A 26021-nucleotide genomic window follows, 5' to 3' on the forward strand; every position below is an offset into this window, starting at 1 on the left:
CCTGTATTAACTGAGTCTAATTTCCTTATTTTCAGACATTGTATTGAAAAATCAATCAAGTAATCATATAATTTTTTAGAAAATTTAGAAAAATATACACAAATTTTAAGTTTAATTAAAGGGGGATGGGGATGAAACTCTATGTATCTGTTGATATGGAGGGGATTACTGGTCTAGCTGATCATACATTTGTCGATGCCCGTCAGCACAATTATGAACGGGGCAGAAAGATCATGACAGGTGAAGTGAATGCCTGTGTAGAGGCACTTCTTCAGCATGGCGCAACCGATATTTTGGTCAATGACAGTCATTCTAAAATGAATAATCTGTTGATCGAAGAGTTGCATGAAGAGGCTGCTCTTATATCTGGTGACGTCAAGCCTTATTCCATGGTGCAAGGATTAGATCAAACCTATGACGCTGCTGTTTTTTTAGGCTATCATGCGAGGGCATCTATGAAAGGCGTGATGTCTCACAGTATGATTTTTGGTGTCAGACATTTTTACATAAATGATCACCCAATTGGTGAAATGGGCTTTAATGCGTATGTTGCAGGCTACTATGGTGTGCCGGTGATTCTTGTTTGCGGAGATGATCAAGCAGCACTTGAAGCGGAAAAGCTGATGCCTGGTGTGAAAACAGTAGCAGTGAAAGAGACCATATCAAGGTCTGCTGTGAAATGTTTCACGCCTGCCAAAGTCAATCAACAAATCTCGCAGCAAGTGGAAGCCGCAATGAAACAGATTCATCACATCAAGCCGCTGACGCCTCCTGATCAGCCGCTGCTGAAGATTGAGTTTGCCAATTATGGACAAGCTGAATGGGCGAATTTAATGCCGGGTACTGCCATCATAGAAGGAACAACAACGGTGACGTATCAAGCAGAGAATATATTAGAAGCCTACCAAGCGATGCTTGTCATGACAGAGCTTGCCGCACGTACAACATTTTGTTAAGCGAGGGGGAGACGGCAGATGACCAGCTTTTTGCTCAAGCGTTTTATTGCGATGATTGCCACGATCTTAACGATTACGACTTTAACGTTTATTTTAATGAAGGTCATCCCAGGATCGCCCTTCAATGAAGAACGAAATACAAACGAAACCGTCCAGCGAAACCTCGAAAGCTACTATCACTTAGATGAACCACTGTATGTTCAATATGTCATCTATTTAAAATCCATCGTTACCTTTGATTTTGGTCCTTCCATTAAAAAGCCTTCAGAAAGTGTCAATGATCTATTGGCAAGAGGCTTCCCAGTCTCATTAGAACTTGGTCTTATCTCAATATTGATTGCTGTCATCTCCGGCATCCTGCTCGGGGTCATGGCTGCCCTCCGGCATAATGGCTTGATTGATTATATCGCCATGACCATTGCTGTTTTCGGTATATCCATTCCAAACTTTATCTTTGCTACCTTATTAATTCAGCAGCTTGCTGTGAATTTGAAACTCTTTCCTACAGCGATGTGGACAAGTCCGATGCACATGGTGCTGCCAACCATCGCTCTTGCTGTCGGTCCAATGGCCATTATTGCCCGGTTAACAAGATCGAGCATGATTGAAGTGCTGTCGCAGGACTATATTCGCACTGCCAAGGCAAAAGGACTTTCTCCCTTTAAAATTGTATTTAAACATGCGCTTCGAAATGCGCTTTTGCCCGTTGTGACCATTCTTGGGACACTTGTCGCAAGCATTTTAACAGGAAGTTTTGTCATTGAAAAAATATTTGCGATTCCTGGAATGGGAAAATACTTTGTTGAGAGTATTAACAACCGTGATTATCCTGTCATCATGGGGACCACTGTTTTTTACAGCATTATTTTAATCACACTTCTTTTCATTGTCGATGTGGCGTATCGCCTGCTTGATCCAAGGATTCAGCTGCATCAGAAAGGAGGAAAGGCATGAGTATACACCTACAGCAGGATCAACCGAATCCGCATCATGAAGTGCCAGACGAATGGTTTTCTCCGAGAGAGCAAAAGAAAACGGAGGCCCATGCCATTAAAAGACCCTCTCTTTCGTATTGGGCAGACACGTGGAGACGGCTGAAGCAAAATAAGCTTGCGATGTTTAGTCTATCGGTACTGATTTTTCTTTTTATCATGGCGCTATTAGGCCCATTGCTTGCGCCTAATAGTGTGACAGAGCAACGTCTTTCGATGCAAAATCTGCCTCCATCAGCTGCTCACTGGTTCGGAACGGATGAGCTTGGACGAGATGTGTTTACGCGTACATGGTACGGGGCGCGTATTTCGTTATTCGTAGGCGTCATGGCAGCCCTTATTGATTTTGCCATCGGCGTGATTTATGGAGGGATTGCCGGTTATAAGGGCGGGAGATATGACCATGTCATGATGCGAATTGTCGAGGTGCTCTACGGTCTTCCTTATTTACTCGTTGTCATTTTATTAATGGTCCTGATGGGGCCAGGGCTTGTCACCATTATTGTAGCGCTCACTGTCACCGGATGGATTGGAATGGCAAGAATCGTAAGAGGTCAAGTTCTTCAGCTGAAAAGCCAGGAATATGTCCTTGCCTCAAAAACCTTTGGTGCAAAGAGCCTGCGTATCATTCGCCGCAACCTGCTGCCGAATACGATGGGGCCGATTATCGTTCAGATGACCTTGACTGTGCCGACCGCGATATTTGCTGAAGCGTTCTTAAGCTTTCTTGGTTTAGGCATTCAAGCACCGTTTGCAAGCTGGGGCGTGATGGCCAATGATGCGCTGCCGACAGTACTGTCAGATAACGGACATTGGTGGCGTTTATTTTTCCCTGCGTTTTTTATTTCACTCACGATGTTTTGCTTTAACAATTTAGGTGATGGCTTGCAAGATGCGCTTGATCCAAAGATGAAGAGGTGATGGCGCTTTGAAAAAAGTTCTACAAATCATCGATCTGCACGTCAGCTTTCGGACATATGGCGGCTCAGTTCGAGCGGTACGCGGAGTGAATGTGGATGTATATGAAAAAGAAACCCTTGCCATTGTGGGAGAATCAGGCTGCGGGAAAAGTGTGACTTCACAAAGCATTATGAGGCTGCTGCCAGCTTACAGCGCTCATGTCGATCAGGGAGAAATCTGGTTTGAAGACCGCAATTTGCTGTCATTATCTGAAAAAGAAATGCGCGCCATACGAGGTGTCGATATCTCGATGATCTTTCAAGATCCAATGACCGCACTGAACCCAACCTTGACAATAGGGGACCAGCTCATGGAGGCGGCAAAGGAGCATCAAAAGCTGACGAAAAAAGAAGTGAAAGAAGCCGCCATTCGGATGCTTGATTTGGTCGGCATTCCGCAGCCGAAGGAAAGGTTAAAGCAATACCCTCACCAGTTCAGCGGGGGAATGAGGCAGCGGCTCATGATTGCCATGGCACTGATTTGCGAGCCCAAAGTGCTGATTGCAGATGAACCGACGACCGCGCTGGATGTGACCATACAGGCACAAATATTAGAGCTGTTTAAAGAGATTCAGAGAAAAACAGGTGTCACCATTATTTTAATCACACATGATTTAGGGGTCGTAGCCCAAGTCGCAGACCGAGTGGCGGTCATGTACGGGGGGAAAATGGTGGAGGTCGGAACGAGGCGAGATATTTTTTACAGTCCGCAGCATCCTTATACAAAAGGACTTCTACAATCCGTTCCAAGACTTGATATGAAAGATGAACTCATTCCAATTGAAGGAAGCCCGCCTGATTTATTTGCTCCACCAAAGGGCTGTCCGTATACAGATCGCTGTCCGGCCGCCATGAAGGTGTGTGATCATATCATGCCGCATGAAACGCAGCGGTCACCTACCCATACAGTGCATTGCTGGCTCCAAGATGAGCGAGCGAATCAAACGGTTTTATCTTCAACACAAAGGGGGAGTTTTTGATGAGAAAAAAAGGGTGGATCATCAGTGTATGTTTGTTCACGATCATGCTGCTCGCAGGATGTACAGCCAATGAGCAAGCAGGGAAAGGATCATCAAGCAATAAAGGTGAAAAGAAAGTGTTAACCTTAAATAACGAAAATGAACCGACGTCGTTTGATCCGCCGATTGGTTTTAATAATGTATCGTGGCAAGGACTCAATAACTTAATGGAGGGATTAACAAGACTGAATGAAAAACACGAACCATCTCCTGCAATGGCGGAAAAATGGGAGATATCAGAGGATGGAAAAACGTACACGTTTCATTTAAGAGATGGCATCAAGTGGTCAAATGGTGATCCAGTGAAAGCGAGTGATTTTGAATATGCGTGGAAGCGGCTGCTTGATCCGAAAACAGGCTCTTCTGCATCGTTCTTAGCGTACATGATTGAAGGCGGAGAGGCATTTAACAGTGGAAAAGGCAAGAAAGAAGACGTGAAAGTCAGCGCTGTAAATGACAAAACGCTTAAGGTCACACTGGCTTATCCGCAGAAATCGTTCTTAAATATGACCGCAAACCCTGCCTTTTTCCCAGTCAATGAACAGGTAGCTAAGAAGGACCCAAATTGGGCAAAAGACGCCAAAACCTTTGTCGGAAATGGACCGTTCAAGCTGACAGAGTGGAAGCATGATGAGAGCTTCACAATGGAAAAAAGTGAGACGTATTGGGACAAAAAAACAGTCAAGCTGGATCAAGTGAAGTGGCTGATGATCAGTGATCGAAACACAGACTATCAAATGTATCAATCAGGAGATTTAGATACTGCCTTTGTTCCAGCAGAGCAAAGTGAAAATCTGCTGAAAAATAAAGATGTACAAATTGAAGACCAGGCTGGATTGTTCTTTTATCGTCTGAATGTGAACATAGAACCATTTCAAAATAAGAACATTCGCAAAGCTTTTCAAATGGCGATCAACCCGCAAGATATTGTGGATTATGTGACGAAAAATGAAGAGAAGCCAGCACGCGCTTTCGTCTCGCCAGGCATCCTAGATTCAAAGGGTGAGGATTTCAGAGAAGCTGGCGGTGATCTTGTGAAGAATGATAAGAGTGAAGCTGCGAAGCTATTAGAAAAAGGGCTGAAAGAAGAGAACTATTCGAAACTGCCAGCCGTCACATTAACATATAGTACAAAGCCTGAGAACAAGAAAAAAGCGGAAGCCATCCAGCAGCAGCTGAAAGAAGCGTTAGGTGTAGATGTGAAGCTTGCAAACATGGAAGCCAATGTATTTGCAGAAGATCAAAAGGCGCTGAAATTCCAATTCTCACAAAGTTCATTTTTAGCAGACTATGCAGATCCGATCAACTTCCTAGAGAGCTTCCAAACAGGGAATGCCATGAACCGGACAGGATGGTCTAATGATACCTATGATCAGCTGATCAAAAAAGCGAGCCAGGAAGCAGACGAACAAAAGAGAAACAGCTTCCTTCATGATGCAGAGGCACTTCTCATTGAAGAAGCACCGATCATTCCGATTCATTTTTATAACCAAGTCCATTTACAAAAAGAAGGCGTGAAGGGAATTGTCCGCCACCCCGTTGGGTATATCGATTTGAAATGGGCACAGGTAGATGGAGAGTGATATTAGGATCAAAAGACGCTTTTAGATAAAAGCGTCTGTTCCTTTATTCGTTCATGTTATGAAGCAGAAGCCCATAGATTGAAAGAAACAAAGAGAAAGAGGGGATATGGCATGAGCCAGCTGCCAGTGGCACTTCAAACAGGGGATACGGTGGGGATTATTGCACCAGCAAGCCCGCCTGATGAGCTGAAATTAGCAAAAGGGATTGCCTTTTTAGAAAGCCTCGGGCTAAAGGTGAAAAAAGGAAAGTATATCGACTGCCGGTATGGGTATTTAGCAGGCTATGATCATGAAAGAGTGGAGGATCTTCATCGCATGTTTCAAGATCCAGAAGTGAAGGCGGTTATTTGTGCTTGCGGAGGATATGGGACTGGAAGACTTGCGGAAGTCATTGACTATGACCTGATTCGCCGGAATCCAAAAATCTTTTGGGGCTATAGTGATATTACGTTTTTACATACGGCCATCCAGCAGCAGACTGGTCTTGTGACCTTTCATGGTCCAATGCTTTCCTCTGATGTGGGACTTGAGGAGGTTCATCCTTATACGAAAGATACCTTTTTACAGCTGTTTGCACCGAAAGCCTTTACGTATGCGCACCACTTGTCACCCCTTCATACTTTCTATCCGGGCACCGCTTCAGGTGAGATTGTAGGAGGAAATCTTGCCCTCATCGTGACAACACTTGGTACACCTTTTGAAATCGATACGAAGGGAAAGCTTTTGTTCATTGAAGATATTGACGAAGAGCCCTATAAAATTGATCGAATGATGCAGCACCTCACATCTGCTGGGAAATTGGATGATGCGGCTGGATTCATCATTGGAGATTTTCATCAATGTGAGCCAAAAAAGAAAGATCAGTCCCTTACATTGAATCAAGTATGGGGCACCTATATTGTCCCGCAAAAGAAACCTGCACTTGGGGGCTTCCGGATCGGTCATTCTTCGCCGAACTTTGCTATTCCAATGGGCACGCAGGCTACATTAGATGCGACAGGAAAAAAACTGCACATTTCTCCAGGCGTTGCAGCGAAAGAGGCGATCAAATGAAAATCGTCGATGTTCGTACATGCAGAATGAGTGTACCGCTAAAAAAGCCTTTCAAAACCGCTTTACGAACGGTGTATGACGCAGCATCTCTGATCGTTATCATCACATATGATCAAGGTGACGTCAGCTTCGGAGAAGCAGTCCCGACAACGGTGATTACAGGTGAAACGCTGGAAAGCATCGACTATGCCATATGCGAAGTGATCAGACCGATTTTGCTTGGAGCTTCCTTGTCAGAATATGAACAAATTTTTTCTCATATGAACCGAGTGCTCGCTTGCAACACAAGCGCAAAGGCAGCGGTTGACATGGCCATTTATGATGGCTTAGCGAAGCAGGCAGGACTTCCGCTTTATCAATACCTTGGCGGATATCGCAGTCAGCTTGAAACCGATTATACGGTCAGTGTAAACCGTCCGCTTGAGATGGCGGAAGATGCGAAGCAATACGCAGCTGAAGGCTTTCAGACGTTAAAGATCAAGGTAGGAAAAGATGACATAGATACGGATATTCAGCGTATCAAGCGAATTCGAGAAAAGGTCGGGCCGGATATTCAGATCAGACTCGATGCGAACCAAGGATGGACGTGGAAGGAAGCGATCATAGCCATTCGGAAAATGGAGGCGCTGAATATCGAACTAGTAGAGCAGCCGGTTCCGAAAGAAGATATCGAAGGCCTGCGCCGTGTGACAGAAGCAACAGATACATTGATTATGGCAGACGAAAGCATTTTCAGTTTTCATGATGCGATCAAGGTGCTTGAAACGAGAAGCTGTGATCTGATCAATTTAAAATTAATGAAATCAGGCGGCATAAAAGAAGCCCTAAAAATCAATGCTCTAGCAGAAGCATACGGCGTAAAGTGCATGGTTGGCAGTATGATTGAGTCAAAACTTGGCATTACAGCAGCCGCTCATCTCGCCGCCAGCCAGCCGAATATCACCCGCTATGATTTTGATGCCCCGCTGATGCTAAAAGAGGACATGGTAGACGGAGGAATCGTGTACAAAGGAAAAGATATCTTTTTCCCGCCGCATCATGGGTTAGGCATTCAAGGGGTGAAAGGAGTCTCATGATGATATTTGAATCAAAGGTTGCAGTTGCGAACGTATGGACAGCGCCGCAGTCACCGAGAGAAATCGATCAAAAGGTACTTCAGGGCTCCTTCAAAATCAAAGAGTGGATTGACAAGCAAACATATGAAGAAAAACTGGCTTTATGTGAAGAAAATCTGATCCAATCGCAAGTACTGCTCGGCGAACGAGTCATTGGATTAGAAGAGACAGACGGCTGGATGAAAGTCGTCATTCCGCAGCAGGCCAGCCGGAAACATCCGCAAGGCTATCCTGGCTATATACCTACGAACCATCTAAAGCAAGTGACAGAAGGAAGTGCGCCAGCTATATCTCATATCGTTTGTCAGAAAAAAGCCATGCTCTATCGAAATGGGCAAGCGGACATGAAAATTAGTTTTTTAACAGAGCTCGCAGCTGTAGAAGAAACGAGTGATTGCTTTCGCGTTGTCACACCAGCAGGGACGAGAGAAATCAATAAAGTAGATGTGCAGTCAGTTTCATCCATTTCTTCTATGACCGGCAAAGATGTTGTAGAGAAGGGAAAACAATTTATTGGTCTTTCGTATTTATGGGGCGGCATGAGCAGCTTTGGCTATGACTGTTCAGGCTTTGCTTACAGCATGTATAAAGCGTGCGGATATCTTTTGCCGAGGGACGCAAGTGACCAAGCAGTGCAAGGAACACCGGTCGCATCAAGCCATTTAGAACAAGGCGACTTATTGTTTTTTGCCAATGACAACGGAAAGGGAGCTGTCCGCCATGTTGGGATCTACGCAGGTGACGGTATGATGCTTCATTCGCCTAAAACCGGCAGAGAAATTGAACTTCTTTCCCTTTCTGGCACTTCATATGAAAAAGAATGGGCAGGTGCAAGACGGTATTTGCCAAGCGAGAGGAGGAATGGTCATGGCAGTTGAACCACTTTTACAAGTAAACAATCTCAAAAAACATTTTCATCTATCGAAAGGAAGAACGCTTAAAGCGCTAGACGGTGTCTCCTTTCAGCTGAAACAAGGCGAAACGTTTGGCCTTGTTGGCGAGTCTGGCTGCGGAAAATCCACACTTGGAAAAGTGCTTATGCGTCTTTATGAACCGACAGATGGGGAAGCCTTATATGAAGGGAAAAGTCTTCATCACCTTTCTAAAAAAGAATCATTTGATTTTAATCGGCAAATTCAAATGGTGTTTCAAGATCCGTATTCCTCCTTAAATCCGCGGCTGTCTGTAAAAGATATTATGCTGGAGCCAATGGAGATTCACAACCTTTACGGGAGTCAAAAGAAAAGAGTTGCCCGGGTGAAAGAACTACTTGAAGCTGTTGGACTTAGCTATGACTTTGCGACTCGCTATCCTCATGAATTCAGCGGAGGGCAGAGGCAGAGAATCGGTATTGCAAGAGCCCTCGCCTTAGCGCCGAAATTTATTGTGGCAGATGAGCCAATTTCTGCACTAGATGTCTCCGTTCAAGCGCAGGTTGTGAATTTGCTGAAGAAACTGCAAAAGGAGGAAGGGCTGACATTTCTCTTTATTGCGCATGACTTGTCGATGGTCAAATATATCAGCGACCGAATCGGTGTCATGTATTTAGGTCATCTCGTCGAATTGACCAGCAGTGATATGTTATATCAAACACCGCTGCACCCATATACACAAGCCTTGCTGTCAGCGATCCCCATTCCAGATCCTGACGTGGAGGACAAGCGCAAAAGGTTCATTTTAAAAGGAGAAATTCCAAGTCCAGTGAACCCGCCAAGCGGCTGTGTATTTCGAACAAGGTGTCCTGCAGCGATGGATGTGTGTGCTGAAAAAAAGCCAACATTACAAGCAGTAGAAGAAGGACATGATGTCGCCTGTCATTTATACGATCGAACATAAAAATAGACAGAAAAAAAGCCAGCAAGTAGACAAGCTGTTCTACACGCTGGCTTTTTTAGTGGATGAACGCCGAATCGGCAATGTGCAGCATCTAAAAGAGCCGCCAGATTTAATGATTTCTGAAAAATCCACTTCAATGACAGTGTACCCGTGAGCGGTTAATGCAGCATTTGTTTGTTGATTGATGGGCAAACTGATCACTTTTTTCTGTCCAAGGGATAAAACGTTTGGTCCGAGTGTGAATTGCTCTTGTTCGCTTATTTCAATTAGATGATAATGCATTTGAAGCAGGTGAAGATCCTCTTTTTTGAACGCTTCAGGATAAATCAATATCTCATCATGAGAGAGAATATTCATCACACAATCGAGATGCAAAATGTGAGGAGGAAGATGAATGGGAATGATGTCATGATCAGGCAGTCCTTTTTCGAGCTCATGGATAGCGGCTGGGTTTGTTCTCTTGCTCGTTCCGACAAATACGCGTGTTTGATCCACAAGTACATCGCCGCCTTCAATCGTTCCATTTGTCAGTGTGACAGTTTTCCAGCCTTTTCCCTGTGCCCACTCTTTTAATAATTGTTCTTCTCCTTGCCGAACTGGAGCGGCCATGCTTGAAACAAAGAGTGTATGTCCAATCGTAAACCCAATATCCCGAGTAAAGACTTGCTCAGGAAAGCGGTCATTTGCAGGAAGCATAATGGGGCGTACTTGATGGTCTTTTAGTGTTTGGATCAATTGCTTATGCTGAGCAATGGCTTTCATTTGAGAAATATTTTCTCTTGCAAAATGTTTTTGGGTTTCGTTGATGATCTGTTTGATTTCCATATAGATGGGACTGCATAAAAGGACTTCTTGTAAATCGTCATATTCACTCATGCATTGCGGCATTTTGTGTATTTGTTCTGCTCTCATAGAATCCATCAAATGGCCTCCTTGTTTGTTCATAGTTCTATTATTCCTCGTTCTAGTCATAGTTGAAACATTTCCGAAAGAAAATCTCTCACAAGAGACTAAAGCAAAAAGTTTAGACAAACCTAAAAGAATAGTGTTTAATAAAAGTCGTTCCGCATTCACGAAAACAGCAAGAAGGAGCTATGATGATGAGTGAAGAAAATTTCAAATACTGCAAGGAATCGAAAGTTGTCAAAACCAGCAGGGTATTCCCTCTCGATACGAATAACCACCAAACCTTATTTGGCGGGAAATTAATGAGTTATATAGATGACATTGCCTCCATCTCAGCAGCAAGACACAGCCGCAGTGAAACGGTCACGGCGTCAATGGATTCTGTTGACTTTTTAGAGCCGATTGGACAAAAAGAGTCAGTATGCTTGGAATCCTATGTGACGTGGGTCGGCACGTCTTCCATGGAAGTGTTCGTCAAAGTCATGAAAGAAAACTTGATGTCTGGAGAGCGCAGACTTGCAGCGACTTCATTTCTGACTTTTGTCTCGCTAGATGAAAACGGAAAGCCAAAACGAGTTCCACAAGTCGTACCGGAAACAGAGGAAGAAATCATGCTGCATCAAACAGCGAAGCAGCGGGCAGAGGAAAGAAAAAGCCGCCGAAAGCATAGCAAGGCACTGGCTGACGCACTTGGAACAGATAAACCATGGGCGTAAAAATCACCCTTTCAGCGGTGATTTTTTTCTAGGATAGTATCTTGCATGACAAGATAGTGTGTGGTAAGATGATGCTATCTTGTGATGCAAGGTACTGGAATCGGAGGAACAAAGATGACAACATCCACACAAATGTTAAAAGGAATTTTGGAAGGCTGCCTGCTATCGATTATTTCTGAGGGTGAGATTTATGGGTATGAAATGACAAAGAAGCTCGCGCATTACGGGTTTGATCAAATTAGTGAAGGAAGTATCTATCCGATCCTGCTGCGTATGCAAAAGGAACAGCTGGTGACTACTGTCACAAAAACATCAGCGAGCGGACCGAAAAGGAAATACTATACGCTCACACAAGCTGGAGAACAAGCGCTCACAGAGTTTATGACCCGCTGGAGTGAGCTTTCAAAAAATGTAAACCGCTTATTACAAAAAGGGAAGTGAGATTATGGTATCAAAAGAAACAAGACACATCCTACTAGAGCTGAAATTATATCTCATATCAAAGGGAAAAAATGTGGACGAAATTGATGAGCTGATGGATGAATTGACGACACACGCGGTAGAGGCTGAAAAAGATGGTAAAACAGGGGAGGCTGTGTTTGGCGGAGATCCGCGGAGCTATGCTGATGAACTCGCAAAAGAGCTGTCAGGACACCATAAAGACTGGGTTCCATTCATCAGTGCCTTCTTAATCGGGTCTCTCTTCTACATGATTTTATCAGATGCGATCAGTCAAAGCTTATCCTATTCTTGGTATGCATTGATTGGCTATCCGCTCGTTTTAGTGGCCAATGTCATCATGATCATTGTGATGTTTAGAGCGTCTGCCTTTCAGACAAGCCGCCGGGCATTTCTTTACTTTTGGATCTTAGGAATCTTTCAGCTGACCGCGATGGTCACAATCAAACTATTGGATCAAAAACTCGGCACACCATTACTTGTCCTGACCTCAGGTCAAAGATGGGGCGTCATCCTGCTCATGCTGCTATGTATCATTGTCTTTAATGCGATCTTAAAGGCGAATGTCGTTTCATTGATTCCGATCATCTTTTTCGGACCGCAGCTCCTATTTGAATGGATTGGCTGGACATCACCAAGCGTGCTTCTCTTGCAAAGTCTACTATCGGTTGTGATCTTAATAGGGCTTATGCTCATTGTTTTACGCCGGACGAATAAGAAAAATGAAAATACATTGTAAAAAACAGAGCACATCTATAATCCTATAAGATGTGCTTTTCTTTTTCTAAAAAAATGTAGAAATGGTATCGTGTTTTTCATTACAATGGGAAGAGGACAAAAATGAAAAGGGGTTCTGTGCTTGGATATTTTATGGGGATATGTACTTGTGTTTGTATTGGCTGCTTTGCCTTTTTTTGAAGTGGTAGGGGTCGTTCCGTTGGCCATTTTAAGTGGCATGCATCCTGTACCGACTGCGGTCATTGGATTCATCGGCAATTATTTTACCGTTTTCCTTCTCATTGTTTTCGTAGACCGCTTCAAAGCATGGCGGTTGAAGAGAAAAGAGGACAAAAGTGATGAAAAAGGAGAGAAAAAGCAGCTGCGGGCCAGAAGAATTTGGGAACGATATGGTCTCCCAGGATTAGCGCTCGTCGGACCTTTTATCATCGGCAGTCATCTAGCGGCATTTATGTGCATGAGCTTCGGAACGAAAAGAAAGCAAGTCGCAGTGTGGATGACAGTCAGTTTAATGATGTGGACAGCGCTGGCAGCTAGTTTAACCGGTGCGGGAATCCATTACTTTGCCCCAGATTCAAATGGATTGTTCGGAGATATTTTTAGTAAGTAAGTGAGGGGAGGATCATAAATGAAACTTCAAACACGGACAGTGCTTGAAACAGAGCGGCTCAGGCTAAGAACGATGAATGAACATGATGCGCCATTTTTATATGATATGTTGTTCCAAGATGAAGAAGTGATGAAGTATTATCCTTCTTTGAAGGATGAGCAGCAGACGAAAGAGTGGATTGCATGGAATCAAAAGAATGACCGTATGTATCATACTTCCCTCTGGATCATTGAAGACAAAGAAACGAATGAACCACTTGGACAAAGCGGGATTGTTCTGCAAAACATTGAAGGACAAACCGAACTTGAAATCGGCTACATGCTAAAGAAAGAAGCGTGGGGAAATGGCTATGCTGCTGAAGCCGCAAAAGGCTGTCTCACCTATGGCTTTGATGAAATGAAAGTCAGACGAATGGTGAGCTTAATCCGCCCAGACAATGAAGCATCGGTAAAGGTCGCTTTAAAAATGGGCATGAAAAAAGAAAAAACCATTTCGAAATGGGACCAAATCATTGATGTCTACAGCATCACCCGCAACGAAGAAAACGGCTCGCTTACAAAATAAGCAGAGCCGTTTTTATTTTATATCCGCTGTTCTAGCTGAAGTAAATATTTCTTCCGTTCTATCCCGCCGCCGTAGCCGCCGAGCTCACCACTTGTTTGAATGACGCGGTGGCATGGAATGATGATCGCCAATTGATTGGCACCATTTGCATTCCCTACCGCCCGGACCAAATGCGGATCGCCCAGCATCACAGCAAGCTCGCGGTAAGAACTTGTTTCGCCTGATGGAATGCGTGTGAGCAGGTCCCACACCTTCATTTGAAAAGGGGTGCCATGTAAGGAAAGTGGTACCGAGAACTGCGTGAGTTTTTTCTCAAAATATAAGGTCAATTCCTTTGCTAATTGCTGATGGACGTTTGTTTCCCCGACTAAAATACGGGCTTGATGCTTTTTTCTCATGTTCTCAATTTCCTTTTCGAGTCCCCGCCTGTCCACAAATTCCAGTAAATACACATGCGTCGCATCTGTCACGCTGATCATCCGCCCGATCGGTGTAGAAATAAAATTAGCGTGGAGAATCTTGGTTTGCGTCTTTTTAGGGGGATTTCCCATAATTTTCGTAAATGCATCATTGAAGGCACTCGAAGATTCATAGCCCAAGGCGACCTGCTGATCAATCACTTTTTTTCCATTCAGAATTTCTTTAAAGGCAAGTCCCATTCGGCGTGATCTCGCATATTGAACAAAGGTCATACCATAGATTTCTTTGAATTTCCGCCGTGCCGTTGCAGAGTGAATCCCTAATTGATGAAAGTCTTCTTCTTTCCAGCGTTTTTCAGGGTGTGTTTCAACTGCAGAAACGAGTGTTTTGACTTCTTCCGGAATGCTGTTAGGGTATGTTAATGGTGTGCAGCGCTTGCACGGACGATATCCTGCTAGCAGTGCTTCCTCTGCTGTAAAGAAAAACTCACAGTTCTCATATTTTGGTTTTCTAGCGGTACATGTGGCATGGCAGAAGATACCAGTGGTCTTAATGCCGGCAAAGAATGTGCCGTCATATTGCGGGTTCTTGTCAACCAGTGCTTGATAAAATTCATGTTTCTGTTCGTCGGTTATCATCATACGATCCACCTCTTGGTTTCCTATAAAATGTGATTCAGCGTACTTTGGGCTGGTAAACAAAGCGTCATCTTGGATCGTTCATCACATCAATCTTATTTCATTATATCAGCGATGTGATCATTTCTCTGTCTATCATTTAGTATACGCCGGTCTCATATCATTTCTTTCGAAAAATGAACAAGTATATTTGAAGAGGGAGAGCAAACTGGTAGACCGGCATATCGGGGTGTGATAAGATTTTTAATACAGAATCTGCTCTAAGTCAGGTCTGTATATCATGAATTGGTTTTCTAGGGTTCCGTGCGCTGGTGCAGTCTGGTCCGAGAGAAAACACATAGGGTCTTAGAAGAGGCCATATGGACACGGAGGGATAAAAGCCCGGGAGATTTGATCAAACGATCGATTTCCAGGCTTTTTTTGTTGGTTGGAATCGTTCAGAAAGGAGAAGATCAGATGAAATGGGGAAATGTCTTTATTGCGGCCATCTTTGAGGTCGGCTGGGTGATGGGGCTGAAATATGCCCACTCGCTCATAGAATGGGGCGCAACCATCGTTTGTATTATCGTGAGCTTTTATTTACTCATGAAAGCAACAAGTGTACTGCCAGTTGGCACACTTTATGCCGTTTTTACCGGGCTTGGGACAGCAGGTACCGTCCTCATAGGCATGGTGCTTGGTGAGCCGGTTCAGCTTGTCAAACTGCTTTTGATTGTCATGCTTTTGTGCGGTGTATTAGGACTGAAGCTGACAACAGGTGAAAAGAAGGGAGAGGCTGAATCATGAGCTGGCTTTTACTCATTGGAGCAGGCATCTTAGAAATGCTTTGTGTGACCATGATGAATCAATTCCAAAAAGACCGGCATGTCAAATGGATTTTATTCATTGCAGCTGGCTTTTCGATGTCTTTTCTGATGCTGTCTCTTGCGATGAATACGATTCCGATGGGAACGGCGTACGCTATTTGGACTGGAATCGGAGCTGCTGGAGGCGCCATGGTCGGTATGCTGTTTTACGGAGAGTCGAAAGACGCAAAACGTATTTTCTTCATCGCCCTGATTTTATCTGCGGCAGTAGGATTGAAAATCATTGAATAAGAAAAGGCTGGCAGATAGATGCCAGCCTTTTGTTACATTGAATGATGATTGGAATCGTTTTCATTTTTGCGGTAAAGCTGGCTCGCAAGCAGAAAACACACACCAAATGTGAGAAAAGGAATGAGTCTTTCACCGGCTATAAAAAGGGAAATACCTGTGATCAGACAAACGATGCCGAGCCAAAAGCTCACTTTACCAAACAAGGTCATACTTTTCATCTCCATCACTCCTTTTATGATAAAAGGTCTATTCACATTATATCATGCTAGGTGCAGAATTGAATGAATATTCAATAAAAAACAGGACTCTACATTGCTTTTTCTCTTTCCAGTCCAGTATAATATTTCATTAGAATGAAAACGTAAATGAGGTCATGATACATGAGAACTTTGATAACAGAGAAACTTGAATTACACAGACAAAAGCATGAGCAAAAAGGAAGGTTGCTTGTCAGCTGTCCGGATCAGCCTGGAATTGTATCAGCTGTTTCTTCCTTTTTATTTGAGCACGGAGCGAATATCATTGAATCCAGCCAATACACAACAGATCATGAAAGCGGCCGGTTCTTTTTAAGAATTGAATTTGATTGGAAAGACATCTCGGCAAATATGGATCAGCTGAAGCATCAGTTTGAGCCAATTGCAGCATCATTTCAAATGACGTGGAGCATGTCGCGTGCAAGTGAGCTTAAAAAGCTGGCGATCTTTGTGTCAAAAGAGCTTCATTGTTTACATGAGCTGCTATGGGAATGGCAAAGTGGAAATGTCATGGCTGAAATTGCGGTCGTGATCAGCAATCATGAAACGGCAAAAGATACAGTAGAATCGCTTGGAATCCCGTTCCATTTTGTGAAGGCGAACAAAGACATTCGCAAAGAAGCGGAAAAACAGCAGCTCGCATTATTAGAAGAGTATGATATTGATGCCATTGTGCTTGCTAGATACATGCAAATTTTAACGCCTGAATTTATTGAACAGCACCCGAACAAAATCATTAATATTCATCATTCTTTTCTGCCAGCGTTTATTGGTGCAAATCCATATAAGCGGGCATATGAGCGGGGAGTCAAATTAATTGGCGCGACTTCTCATTATGTGACCAATGATTTAGACGAAGGACCGATCATTGAACAGGATATTGAGCGTGTAGATCACCGGGATGATGCAGAAGCATTAAAAAATATTGGCCGAACAATTGAGCGGAGTGTGCTAGCACGTGCCGTCAAATGGCATCTAGAAGATCGAATAATTGTGCATGAGAATAAAACGATTGTATTTAATTGACGGCTTGACTTTTCCTGAGCAATTGGTGATAATATAAAAAAATTAACGAGCGTTGAAAAGGAATAGTAAGCAGGAACTGATGCGTAAAGAGAGCAAATGACATGCTGAAACATTTGCCGCAGACAGCTGCTGAACCTGCCCTTTGAGCCTTAGAGGAAAAATCTAAGCGCGTGCCTGGCGTTACAGGAGTTGAGTGGAATAAGCTAGATGTATGCTTATTCAATGAAGGTGGTACCACGGAAAATCCCTTTTCGTCCTTTAAACAAGGAGAAAAAGGGATTTTTTTGTGCCTAAAGGTATAGCGGAGGGAATCAATAATGAAAAAGCAAAGGATCGTCATCAAAATTGGCAGCAGTTCATTAACAGAGCAAAAAGGAGCCATTGATGAACAAAAAATGCAGGATCATGTGAAAGCGATAGCAAAACTGAAAGAGGCTGGGCATGAAATCATTTTAATTTCATCAGGAGCCGTTGCAGCAGGGTTTGGCAGCTTAGGGTATCCATCAAGACCTGTGACCTTAAAGGGGAAACAGGCAGCAGCTGCCGTTGGTCAAGGCTTGTTAATGCAGAAATATACAGAGCTATTTTCACAGTTTCACATGACACCTGCACAAATGCTTTTAACCCGTAATGACTTTTCAGATCGAACAAGATATCGAAATGCTTACGCAACGATGATGGAGCTGCTGGAAAGAAAAATTTTACCAATTATCAATGAAAACGATTCAGTTTCGATCGAGGAGCTTACCTTTGGGGATAATGACATGCTGTCAGCTCTTGTCAGTGGATTAATTCATGCAGACCAATTGATCATCTTAACAGACATAAATGGAATTTATAATGCAAATCCAAATGAGCATCCTGAGGCGAAGCGTTTTGATGTACTAACACACATTTCAGAAGAATTGTTTTCATATGCGAAGAGCACAGGCTCAAAGGTGGGAACAGGCGGGATGAAATCAAAGCTGTCTGCTGCACAAACGGCACTTTCACTAGGCGTGAAAGTCTTCATTGGCACAGGTACTGGTGAAGATAAGCTGCTTCATATTCTAGCGGGTCAAGGAGACGGAACGTATATCGGAGAACAGGACTTATCAGCGATCAACAACCGCCGTCAATGGATTCAATTCCATTCACCCGTTTCTGGCAAAATCATGATAGATGCAGGAGCAGAAGCGGCGATTTTGCATCATGGCAGAAGTCTTCTTCCAGCTGGCGTCATTGATGTCGCTGGTGACTTTTCTAAAGGAGAGGTCGTTGAAGTCGTCGGTCCGAACGGACTAGTAGGTAAAGGACAAACCTTGTACGCATCCGATGAGCTTCTCGGCATTAAAGGGATGCGAAGTGATGAGCTTTCAAATGAGAAGCCTGAGGTTATACACAGAGATCACTGGGTACAGCATGTACAAAACTGAGGAGGGAATACGATGAATGAAGTTCTTGAAAAAGCAAAAAAAGCAAGTACAGCCAAAGATCAGCTGCTGCTAAAAACGACGGAGCAAAAAAATGCAGCTTTACATGCCATCGCAACTGCACTTAAAGCATCTTCCGCTTATTTATTGGGGGAGAATAAAAAGGATGTTCAGGCTGCTGAGGAAAATCAGTTCACGCCTTCTGTTATTGACCGGATTACACTCACAGAAGAGAGAATTGACGCCATTGCAGACGCTACTCTTCAGCTGATTCACTTAAAAGACCCAATTGGTGAAACATTAGAAACCATTCAAAAAGAAAACGGTCTGTTCATCGAAAAGGTGCGTGTGCCTCTCGGAACGGTTGGAATGATTTATGAAGCAAGGCCAAACGTGACAGTAGATGCTGCCACCCTTTGCCTCAAAACTGGGAATGCTGTTATTCTTCGCGGGAGCTCCTCTGCCATTCATAGTAATAAAGCGATTGTCAAGGTGATCCATGAAGCGCTTCAGACAACGGATATTCCAGTAGACAGTGTGCAATTGATTGAAGATACAGGCCGTGAAACGGCGAAAACGCTGTTCACTTTAAATGAATATCTGGATGTCCTTATTCCGCGCGGCGGGAAAAATTTAATTGATCTTGTCGTGAGAGAGTCTACCGTGCCAGTGCTTGAGACAGGTGCAGGGAACTGTCATATCTATATTGATGAAACAGCGAAAAACGAAATGGCTGAGCAGATTGTGCTGAATGCTAAAACCCAAAGGCCATCTGTTTGCAATGCGATTGAGAGCATTGTCATTCATGAAACATGGGCAAAAACATATGGCGCTTCGTTATTTGAAGCCCTGCATGCAAATGGGGTAGAGATACGGGGCGATGAAGCCGTATGTGCCCTTGCGCCTAGTGCTTCATTAGCGACAAAAGAGGACTATGAAACAGAGTTTTTAGCGCCGATTGTCAGTATTAAAATCGTAGAGAGCATAGAAGAAGCGATTCAGCATATTCAAACGTATAGCTCCAAGCACTCTGAAGCGATCATTACGGAAAATGATCAGCATGCTTCACTTTTCTTAACAGCTGTCGACGCTGCCGCTGTCTATCATAATGCTTCTACTCGGTTCACAGATGGCTTTGAATTTGGCTACGGAGCAGAAATAGGGATTAGCACACAAAAACTGCATGCAAGAGGGCCGATGGGTCTGCCGGCTTTAACCTCTGAAAAATTTGTCATTCGTGGTCAAGGACAAATAAGAGAATAACGAATTCAAAAGAGAGTCTTGTGACAGCAGGCTCTCTTTTTCCTTTCATTTCATTTTTGTATTTCTTCGGTCAAGTATGATAAAATATGGTAATGTTTTATATTTTGAGAAGATTGGAGAAGGCAACGTATGGCGAAAATCATTCCCTCTTCGGATATTGGAGTGAAAATCAACAAGTGGTATGAATTAATCCGCAGATTTGATTCAGAACAAGCAGAACAATTAAAGCAGGAAATTCGCACCTCTCTTGATTCAATGGAAGAAGATCAGAATTTGCTTCTCTATTTTTCTTTAATGGAATTCAGGCATGAGGTCATGCTCGATTACTTAAAGCCATTAAAGGAAGGAAAGCTTCGCGCCAACTTTTCCGAGCTTTCGAAAGAAATAGATGAGCATCAAACACATGTCACAGGCATGCTTGAATACTACTATCATTTTTTCAGAGGCATGTATGAATTTGGCCGTAGGCAGTATATTGCTGCCATCTCGTCTTATCAAAAGGCAGAGCACAAGCTTTCTTTTGTGTCAGATGATATTGAACGTGCGGAATTTCATTTTAAAATGTCAGAAATATATTATCACATGAAACAAACACATATCTCGATGCACCATGCCAAACTGGCGCTGGATGTCTATATTCAACATGAGCTATATGCGCTTCGCACGATCCAATGCGAATTTATTGTGGCCGGTAACTATGATGATATGAGAAGGCATGAAAAGGCATTACCACATCTCGAGAGAGCGCTTGCGAGATCAAGAGACTTTCAGAATGTGCGTTTTATTGCTTCCTCTTTGTTTAATATGGGCAACAGTTATTACCGAATGGGAGATCTTGACCGCGCACTCGAACTAATGAAAGAATCCATCTCGTTATTTGACCAAAATCAATCCGATCACCTTCGTCGATCTATAGACCCTCTTTATACCGCCGCTCAGATATTATACAAACAAGGTAAACACGAAGAAGCCTTACACTACAGAGAAGAATGTATGAAGCGAGCAGAAGCACTTCAGGATGATATTCATATTCAGAAGACGATATTTTTAGAAGCATTGTATTTAAAGCAAGATGCGGAGCATATTAAACGAATTTTTCATTTTTTAGAGTCTGCCTATGCATATCCAGATATAGAGGAGCTGGCATTAGACACCGCAAAGTATTATAATGAAATGGGAGATTATGAAAAATCTTCCATGTTCTACGGAGAAGCGGAACATGCTCGAATCTATATTCAGAGAGGGGATTGTTTATATGAATTTTAAAAAATGGGCAGTCGTCTGTACAAGCATCACCATCCTGGCGTTATGGCTGGCAGCAGCAAATGCCGACCCGGATAACAGAAACCATACGCTAGAACAACCAAATGCGCAGTATGACATCATCTAAAAGCTCTTGTCAACAATCTGAAAGCCCTTATTCAAGGGCTTTTTTTACTGTCTAAAAATGAATCTGCGTGACATGCTCATAAAATAGAGGTGAGAAGGAAATCTTAAAAAAAGAGTGTTTATTCATTGACTCTTGAATTTAAATTGTGTACAATTAAATTGTAGAAAATATTATTAGAGAGAAAGAGGGTTATATTCATGTCAGATATTTTATTTACTGCAACGGTATCAGCTGTCGGAGGAAGAGAAGGAAAGGTTGTTTCAACCGATGGTGTGCTTGAGCATGATGTAGCAATGCCTGGAACACCAAGAGCGAAAAAACTTGAAAAAGCAACAAATCCAGAGCAATTATTCGCAGCAGGCTACTCTGCATGTTTTGATTCAGCCCTTCAAATGGTCGCGAGACAAGAGCGTATCCGTTTTGAAAGTGAAGTAACAGCACATGTGAGCTTAGTGAAAGATAGTTCAGATGGCGGCTTCAAACTAGGCGTTAAGCTAGAAGTAAAAGGAACTGGAATCGAGCAATCAGCATTAGATGAACTTGTTCATAAAGCACATGGCGTATGCCCATATTCAAAAGCAACTCAAGGAAATATCGAAGTAGAACTAGTAGCTGTCGTACAATAATTGACATCATAAAAGGCTGAGGGAATGTTCCCTCAGCCTTTTGGTTGTGTTAATTTTTGCAAAAGCTCATGCAAAGAGGCGCGCAGCGTTTTTAACTCTTCTTCCGATCTGCCTGTCCCAGACAGCATATGAAATGGAATCGCAGTAGCCTTCTCTTTTAGTTGTTCGCCATATTCCGTTAAACGAATTTGCACAGAACGTTCATCCTCTTTCGAGCGCTCTCGGATGATGAGTCCGTTTTGCTCCATCCGTTTCAGCATAGGTGTGAGTGTACCGGAGTCTAAATATAAAAGCTCTCCCATCGTTTTCACATTTAATGTCCCATGCTCCCACAATAAAAGCAGTGCCAAATATTGCGGATACGTAATGTCTAACTCTTCTAATAACGGTTTATATTGCTTCGTCATCTCTCTTGAACTTGCATATAACAAGAAACAAAGCTGATTTTCCAGCTTCATATGCTCGAATTCATTTGTCATGTCAGTCACCAACTATTTTTTGTCATACTTATTATTGTATAAGATTTTCTTCCTTTTTAAAATAAATACAGCCCAAAAATGAAAAATTCTTTAATGTGCGATAAATGTTTGAGAAATGGATAGAACGTGAAAAGAATAAATAGATAAAGGAGGAGATGAAGATGAAACCATTATTCACAGCAAAAGTAAAGGCGCAGCATGGAAGAGCTGGACATGTTCGTTCAGAAGATGGTGTACTCGATCATAACATTGTCATGCCTAATGCTAAGAAAGACGGAGAAACTGGTACGAATCCAGAGCAATTATTTGCAGCCGGCTATGCAGCTTGTTTCGGAGGGGCACTTGAACAAGTAGCGAAGAAGCAAGGGATAGACATTGAATCGGAAGTAGAAGGACATGTCAGTCTTTTAAAAGATGAAAGTGATGGCGGCTTTAAGCTTGGTGTCAAGCTGATTGTGTCTGCAAAAGGCCTTGACCATGACAAAGCGAGAGAGCTTGTCGAGGCTGCGCATGAATTCTGTCCATATTCAAAAGCAACAAGAGGGAACATCGAAGTAGAGCTTGAAGTGGCTGAATAAAAAAGGTTTTCTATCACGCTGAAAATCAGAAACACCTGCTGGTAAGCAGGTGTCTTTTTTTAATATTCTTTCTTTTGTTCGTATGTTTCCCAAGCTTCAAACGGTGCAAGGGTTTTTTGAAGTGTCAGCTGGTAAAATGGAATATTTCTTGATTCGTAATCCTTGTTGATTTCTTCATAAATAAACGAGTCATCAAAACCAGAAGTCGCTGCATCCTGATGTCCAGCAGCAAAATACACGGCTTTTGGTCTAGCCCAGTAAATAGCGCCAAGGCACATCGGGCAAGGCTCACAGCTTGTATATAAAATACAATCTTCTAATTGGTATGTATGTAGCGTCTGGCACGCCTTTCGAATAGCTGTGACTTCTGCATGTGCGGTTGGATCATTTGTTGTTGTCACATTGTTGCTTCCTTCTGCAATAATCTGTCCATCCTTGACAATGACTGCTCCAAAAGGGCCGCCAGTACCACTATTGACTCCTTCTACTGCAAGATCAATTGCGCGTTGTAAAAAATCTTCGTGATTCATTGTCTTCCTCCCTTTGTTCGACTGACTTCTCTAGTATAAACGAATCATGCTTGAAAAGGAAACATCCTAGTAGATGGTCAAGCAGGACAATCTGCACATAAAAACCCCCGCCATGTTCGGCAGGGGAGAGGGAATCAATTATGCATGCTGCGCCAGCTTTTTACGAGCGACTTCAGCAGCCGTCACCATGTTTTTCAAAGCATCAATGGTTTCAGGCTCTTGTCTCGTTTTTAGACCACAGTCAGGATTCACCCAGAAGCGATCTGTCGGACATACGTTCAGCGCATCATCAATGATTTGACTCATTTCTTCGACAGATGGAACTCGCGGGCTATGAATGTCATATACACCAAGTCCAAGTCCTTTCAAATACGGATGCTTTTCTAAGTAATCGAGGAATCCGCCATGACTGCGTGAATGTTCAATCGTAATTACGTCGGCATCAAGGTCTTCGATCGTATCGACAATATCCTCGAAGTTACTGTAGCACATATGTGTATGAATTTGCGTTTCATTTTGAACAGATGATGTTGATAGTCGGAACGACTCTGCTGCCCAGTTTAAATATTCTGCCCAATCACTTTCTTTGAGTGGAAGACCTTCTCTTAGCGCAGGTTCATCCACTTGAATAACTTGAATCCCTGCTTCTTCTAACGCTTCTACCTCTTTACGTAATGCGAAAGCGATTTGGAAGGCAATGTCTTTCCGGGAAATATCTGTTCTTGGGAAAGACCAGTTTAAAATGGTGACAGGTCCTGTCAGCATTCCTTTGACCTTTTTCTCCGTTAAGCTTTGTGCGTAAACCGTCTCTTTCACGGTCATTGGCGCTGTAAACTCGACATCTCCATAAATGATTGGCGGCTTCACGCAGCGTGATCCGTAGGATTGTACCCAAGCAAATTTCGTAAAGGCAAATCCGGCTAGCTTCTCACCGAAGTATTCAACCATGTCTGTACGTTCGAATTCTCCATGTACGAGAACGTCCAGACCGATTTCCTCCTGAATATCAATCCATCTTTTTGTTTCTTTCTTAATAAATTCATCATATTCTGCATCTGTCCACTCATTTTTACGCCATTTTTGACGAGCACTGCGCACTTCAGCAGACTGCGGGAAGCTGCCAATGGTTGTTGTTGGCAAAAGCGGCAGTTCAAGAGATTCGTTTTGGATACGAAGGCGCTCTTCAAAGGCAGCTGGACGTTTAAAGTCTTTCGATGAAAGATTGTTGCGTTCTGCTGTGAAATCCGCATTGGTTCCTTTTGCAAATTCTTTTAAAGTAAGAAGTGCTTGCGTGGCTTCATTGATGGCGGCTTCAATCGCTGCGGCTCCTTTTGTTAAGCCTTCTTTTAATGTTGTTAATTCATCCAGCTTTTCAGTGGCATAAGACAGTCCGTTTAATAGTTTCTCTTCAAGCTGTTCGCTTGGGTGTTTTGCAACTGGTACATGCAGCAAACTGCTTGATGGCTGCAGCCATACTTCCTTCGGCTGAACGTCAGCAATGACCTCAGAAATGAATGACAATCTTTCTCCAAGATCTGATCTCCAAATATTTCTTCCATCAATGACGCCTGCTGCTAAAATTTTATCTTTCGGGAAGCCATGCTTTTTCACTTGATCAAGATTGCGCCCTTGATCATGGACAAAATCAAGACCGATGGCTTCAACAGGATATGTGACAAGCTCTTCATAGGCATCTACTGAATCAAAGTATGTTTGAAGAAGAATGTTTAAGGCAGGTACGGCTTCTTTAATCGTTTGATAGATTTCTTTTACGGCTTTCACGTCTTCATATGAAGCGGTGACAAGTGCTGGCTCATCAATTTGAACCCATTTGACGCCAGCTTCTTCAAGTTCTTTTAAAACCTGAGTATAAAGCGGCACGAGACGCTGCTGAATCTCTTTTACTTCATTTGGTTCATAGCCTTTAGAAAGTGAGACAAATGTATAAAGACCAAGTACAACAGGTTTTGTTTCAACACCAAACGCCGTTTTCACCTTTTCGTAAGCTTCAAGCGGTTTGTTATGTGTGAGTTTGAATTCGGTGCTTTTTTCGTATTCTGGAACGATGTAGTGATAGTTTGTATTAAACCATTTTGTCATTTCACTTGAGACAGCATCTTTTGTTCCTCTTGCCATCGCAAAGTATGTATCTAGCGGGTCTTTTAAGCTGCGGAAGCGCTCTGGAATCCAATTGAACATGACAGCAGTATCGAGCACGTGATCGTAGAAGGTAAAATCTCCAGAAGGAACAACATCAATTTGTTGATCAATTTGCGTTTTAATGGCCGTTAAAAATTGTTCATCCAGTGTGCTTAAGAGGGTTTCGCGGTCTGTTTGACCTTTCCAATAAGACTCAAGTGCTTTTTTCCATTCTCTGTTTAAACCAATTCGCGGAAAACCTAGATTACTTGTTTTAACAATTGTCAATTCCAATTCCTCCTCTAAATATAAAAAGACATTTACACTCATGGCGAAGATTGATGAGGGCAAATGTCTGGTTTAAAAAGACAAAATGTGTGTGCGAAATAAGGCGTGAGCATAACTGACGCTTTTTCCGACATCTCCTATCAACCGTAGGGGGTTTGATGTGATAGAGCGGCTGGTATCCTGGCTGGTGAATCTGCAAGCTTTTCATCCTTCCCATCCTTATGACAGTGGATTCATGAGAAAAGCTCTCCTCACTCACAGTGGCGGGACCGCGCCGGATTTTCACCGGTCTTCCCAATTAAAATTCGACGTGTGATCGAATTACCGACTCTCAAACTATGAATTTATTGTGTTCGATTATATAACGTCCAC

At 43.0% G+C, this 26021-nt stretch carries 29 protein-coding genes, 2 riboswitches and 1 other annotated feature; of the genes, 23 read left to right on the forward strand and 6 right to left on the reverse strand.

All coding sequences use genetic code 11. The features are described 5' to 3' along the window. The first annotated feature begins 131 nt into the window (after positions 1 to 131). The 9 genes from C6344_RS01820 to C6344_RS01860 all read left to right on the forward strand — a co-directional run bounded on the left by C6344_RS01820 (position 132) and on the right by C6344_RS01860 (position 9513). Entirely contained in the window at positions 132 to 956 is an 825-nt protein-coding gene (locus C6344_RS01820; RefSeq protein ID WP_066030997.1) for a M55 family metallopeptidase, read from the forward strand. Between the two features lie 18 nt (positions 957 to 974). Continuing rightward, positions 975 to 1910: an ABC transporter permease gene (locus C6344_RS01825; RefSeq protein ID WP_034663045.1), complete on the forward strand. Its 936-nt coding sequence runs from the start codon at positions 975 to 977 to the stop codon at positions 1908 to 1910. After that, positions 1907 to 2869: an ABC transporter permease gene (locus C6344_RS01830; RefSeq protein WP_044138912.1), complete on the forward strand. Its 963-nt coding sequence runs from the start codon at positions 1907 to 1909 to the stop codon at positions 2867 to 2869. The genes C6344_RS01825 and C6344_RS01830 overlap by 4 nt, the downstream gene beginning before the upstream one ends. Positions 2870 to 2876: 7 nt before the next feature. Next, positions 2877 to 3887: an ABC transporter ATP-binding protein gene (locus C6344_RS01835; protein ID WP_034663040.1), complete on the forward strand. Its 1011-nt coding sequence runs from the start codon at positions 2877 to 2879 to the stop codon at positions 3885 to 3887. Further along, positions 3887 to 5509 (forward strand): peptide ABC transporter substrate-binding protein, encoded by a 1623-nt coding sequence (locus C6344_RS01840; RefSeq protein ID WP_066030996.1) that lies wholly within the window; start codon positions 3887 to 3889, stop codon positions 5507 to 5509. The genes C6344_RS01835 and C6344_RS01840 overlap by 1 nt, the downstream gene beginning before the upstream one ends. Positions 5510 to 5620: 111 nt before the next feature. Continuing rightward, complete coding sequence (locus C6344_RS01845; protein ID WP_060596080.1) at positions 5621 to 6562, forward strand: S66 peptidase family protein; 942 nt, start codon at positions 5621 to 5623, stop codon at positions 6560 to 6562. Then, a complete protein-coding gene (locus C6344_RS01850; RefSeq protein ID WP_106072674.1) occupies positions 6559 to 7638 on the forward strand; it encodes a mandelate racemase/muconate lactonizing enzyme family protein in 1080 nt (359 codons plus the stop codon). The genes C6344_RS01845 and C6344_RS01850 overlap by 4 nt, the downstream gene beginning before the upstream one ends. After that, positions 7638 to 8555: a C40 family peptidase gene (locus tag C6344_RS01855; protein ID WP_060596081.1), complete on the forward strand. Its 918-nt coding sequence runs from the start codon at positions 7638 to 7640 to the stop codon at positions 8553 to 8555. Before C6344_RS01850 ends, C6344_RS01855 begins: the two co-directional genes overlap by 1 nt. Next, positions 8545 to 9513 carry an ABC transporter ATP-binding protein gene (locus C6344_RS01860; protein WP_060596082.1) on the forward strand — a complete coding sequence of 323 codons (969 nt, stop codon included), beginning with the start codon at positions 8545 to 8547 and terminating at the stop codon, positions 9511 to 9513. Before C6344_RS01855 ends, C6344_RS01860 begins: the two co-directional genes overlap by 11 nt. A gap of 39 nt (positions 9514 to 9552) precedes the next feature. Here the strand turns inward: C6344_RS01860 and C6344_RS01865 are convergent, their stop codons facing one another. Beyond that, positions 9553 to 10434 (reverse strand): dimethylarginine dimethylaminohydrolase family protein, encoded by an 882-nt coding sequence (locus C6344_RS01865; RefSeq protein ID WP_106072675.1) that lies wholly within the window; start codon positions 10432 to 10434, stop codon positions 9553 to 9555. Positions 10435 to 10613: 179 nt separating this feature from the next. Here C6344_RS01865 and C6344_RS01870 point away from each other — a divergent pair, with 179 nt between their 5' ends. The 5 genes from C6344_RS01870 (at position 10614) to C6344_RS01890 (ending at position 13506) form a co-directional block, all read left to right on the forward strand. Beyond that, positions 10614 to 11135 carry an acyl-CoA thioesterase gene (locus C6344_RS01870; RefSeq protein WP_060596084.1) on the forward strand — a complete coding sequence of 174 codons (522 nt, stop codon included), beginning with the start codon at positions 10614 to 10616 and terminating at the stop codon, positions 11133 to 11135. A 114-nt stretch (positions 11136 to 11249) separates the two neighbouring features. Further along, on the forward strand, positions 11250 to 11576 hold the full coding sequence (locus tag C6344_RS01875; protein ID WP_060596085.1) for a PadR family transcriptional regulator: 327 nt from the start codon (positions 11250 to 11252) through the stop codon (positions 11574 to 11576). 4 nt (positions 11577 to 11580) lie between these two features. Continuing rightward, positions 11581 to 12333, forward strand: coding sequence for an HAAS domain-containing protein (locus C6344_RS01880; protein ID WP_106030746.1), 753 nt, complete (start codon positions 11581 to 11583; stop codon positions 12331 to 12333). A 120-nt stretch (positions 12334 to 12453) separates the two neighbouring features. After that, positions 12454 to 12942: a small multi-drug export protein gene (locus C6344_RS01885; RefSeq protein WP_106072676.1), complete on the forward strand. Its 489-nt coding sequence runs from the start codon at positions 12454 to 12456 to the stop codon at positions 12940 to 12942. Positions 12943 to 12960: 18 nt separating this feature from the next. After that, entirely contained in the window at positions 12961 to 13506 is a 546-nt protein-coding gene (locus tag C6344_RS01890; RefSeq protein WP_060596088.1) for a GNAT family N-acetyltransferase, read from the forward strand. A 17-nt stretch (positions 13507 to 13523) separates the two neighbouring features. Here C6344_RS01890 and C6344_RS01895 read toward each other — a convergent pair whose 3' ends face one another. Beyond that, complete coding sequence (locus C6344_RS01895) at positions 13524 to 14567, reverse strand: bifunctional transcriptional activator/DNA repair enzyme AdaA (RefSeq protein WP_060596089.1); 1044 nt, start codon at positions 14565 to 14567, stop codon at positions 13524 to 13526. A gap of 279 nt (positions 14568 to 14846) precedes the next feature. Next, positions 14847 to 14954: riboswitch (guanidine-I (ykkC/yxkD leader) on the forward strand. Positions 14955 to 15020: 66 nt separating this feature from the next. Here C6344_RS01895 and C6344_RS01900 point away from each other — a divergent pair. Both C6344_RS01900 and C6344_RS01905 read left to right on the forward strand, forming a co-directional pair. After that, positions 15021 to 15350: a DMT family transporter gene (locus C6344_RS01900; protein ID WP_034663015.1), complete on the forward strand. Its 330-nt coding sequence runs from the start codon at positions 15021 to 15023 to the stop codon at positions 15348 to 15350. Continuing rightward, the gene (locus C6344_RS01905) at positions 15347 to 15661 is read left to right on the forward strand and encodes a DMT family transporter (protein WP_034663013.1); all 315 of its coding nucleotides are present in this window, start codon (positions 15347 to 15349) and stop codon (positions 15659 to 15661) included. The genes C6344_RS01900 and C6344_RS01905 overlap by 4 nt, the downstream gene beginning before the upstream one ends. Positions 15662 to 15693: 32 nt before the next feature. Here the strand turns inward: C6344_RS01905 and C6344_RS01910 are convergent, their stop codons facing one another. Then, positions 15694 to 15879, reverse strand: coding sequence for a hypothetical protein (locus tag C6344_RS01910; RefSeq protein WP_060596091.1), 186 nt, complete (start codon positions 15877 to 15879; stop codon positions 15694 to 15696). Positions 15880 to 16041: 162 nt separating this feature from the next. Between C6344_RS01910 and purU the strand changes: the two genes are divergently transcribed. From purU to C6344_RS01940, 6 genes are all read left to right on the forward strand, one after another. Then, positions 16042 to 16944, forward strand: a complete 903-nt coding sequence (purU, locus tag C6344_RS01915) for a formyltetrahydrofolate deformylase (RefSeq protein ID WP_034663009.1) — start codon at positions 16042 to 16044, stop codon at positions 16942 to 16944. A gap of 43 nt (positions 16945 to 16987) precedes the next feature. Then, positions 16988 to 17206, forward strand: a binding site (T-box leader). A gap of 55 nt (positions 17207 to 17261) precedes the next feature. Further along, complete coding sequence (gene proB / locus C6344_RS01920) at positions 17262 to 18359, forward strand: glutamate 5-kinase (RefSeq protein WP_106030749.1); 1098 nt, start codon at positions 17262 to 17264, stop codon at positions 18357 to 18359. A gap of 12 nt (positions 18360 to 18371) precedes the next feature. Then, entirely contained in the window at positions 18372 to 19619 is a 1248-nt protein-coding gene (locus C6344_RS01925) for a glutamate-5-semialdehyde dehydrogenase (RefSeq protein ID WP_106036731.1), read from the forward strand. Positions 19620 to 19748: 129 nt separating this feature from the next. Next, positions 19749 to 20885 carry a Rap family tetratricopeptide repeat protein gene (locus C6344_RS01930; RefSeq protein WP_060596094.1) on the forward strand — a complete coding sequence of 379 codons (1137 nt, stop codon included), beginning with the start codon at positions 19749 to 19751 and terminating at the stop codon, positions 20883 to 20885. After that, entirely contained in the window at positions 20875 to 21009 is a 135-nt protein-coding gene (locus C6344_RS01935; RefSeq protein ID WP_106072677.1) for a phosphatase, read from the forward strand. The genes C6344_RS01930 and C6344_RS01935 overlap by 11 nt, the downstream gene beginning before the upstream one ends. A gap of 197 nt (positions 21010 to 21206) precedes the next feature. Then, on the forward strand, positions 21207 to 21635 hold the full coding sequence (locus C6344_RS01940) for an organic hydroperoxide resistance protein (protein ID WP_106072678.1): 429 nt from the start codon (positions 21207 to 21209) through the stop codon (positions 21633 to 21635). A 32-nt stretch (positions 21636 to 21667) separates the two neighbouring features. On the opposite strand, the gene C6344_RS01945 is transcribed toward C6344_RS01940, so the two are convergent. Next, the gene (locus C6344_RS01945; RefSeq protein ID WP_034662988.1) at positions 21668 to 22114 is read right to left on the reverse strand and encodes a MarR family winged helix-turn-helix transcriptional regulator; all 447 of its coding nucleotides are present in this window, start codon (positions 22112 to 22114) and stop codon (positions 21668 to 21670) included. A gap of 161 nt (positions 22115 to 22275) precedes the next feature. Here C6344_RS01945 and ohrB point away from each other — a divergent pair, with 161 nt between their 5' ends. Continuing rightward, complete coding sequence (gene ohrB / locus C6344_RS01950; protein WP_034662985.1) at positions 22276 to 22692, forward strand: organic hydroperoxide resistance protein OhrB; 417 nt, start codon at positions 22276 to 22278, stop codon at positions 22690 to 22692. Positions 22693 to 22751: 59 nt separating this feature from the next. Here ohrB and guaD read toward each other — a convergent pair whose 3' ends face one another. Continuing rightward, complete coding sequence (guaD, locus tag C6344_RS01955; RefSeq protein ID WP_034662982.1) at positions 22752 to 23222, reverse strand: guanine deaminase; 471 nt, start codon at positions 23220 to 23222, stop codon at positions 22752 to 22754. A gap of 138 nt (positions 23223 to 23360) precedes the next feature. Then, on the reverse strand, positions 23361 to 25649 hold the full coding sequence (gene metE, locus C6344_RS01960; protein ID WP_106072679.1) for a 5-methyltetrahydropteroyltriglutamate--homocysteine S-methyltransferase: 2289 nt from the start codon (positions 25647 to 25649) through the stop codon (positions 23361 to 23363). A gap of 153 nt (positions 25650 to 25802) precedes the next feature. Beyond that, positions 25803 to 25994, reverse strand: a riboswitch (cobalamin riboswitch). Positions 25995 to 26021 lie beyond the last annotated feature (27 nt).

The sequence above is a fragment of the Bacillus sp. GBSW19 genome (assembly GCF_002998655.1).
In the GTDB taxonomy this organism is placed as follows: Bacteria; Bacillota; Bacilli; order Bacillales; family Bacillaceae; genus Bacillus.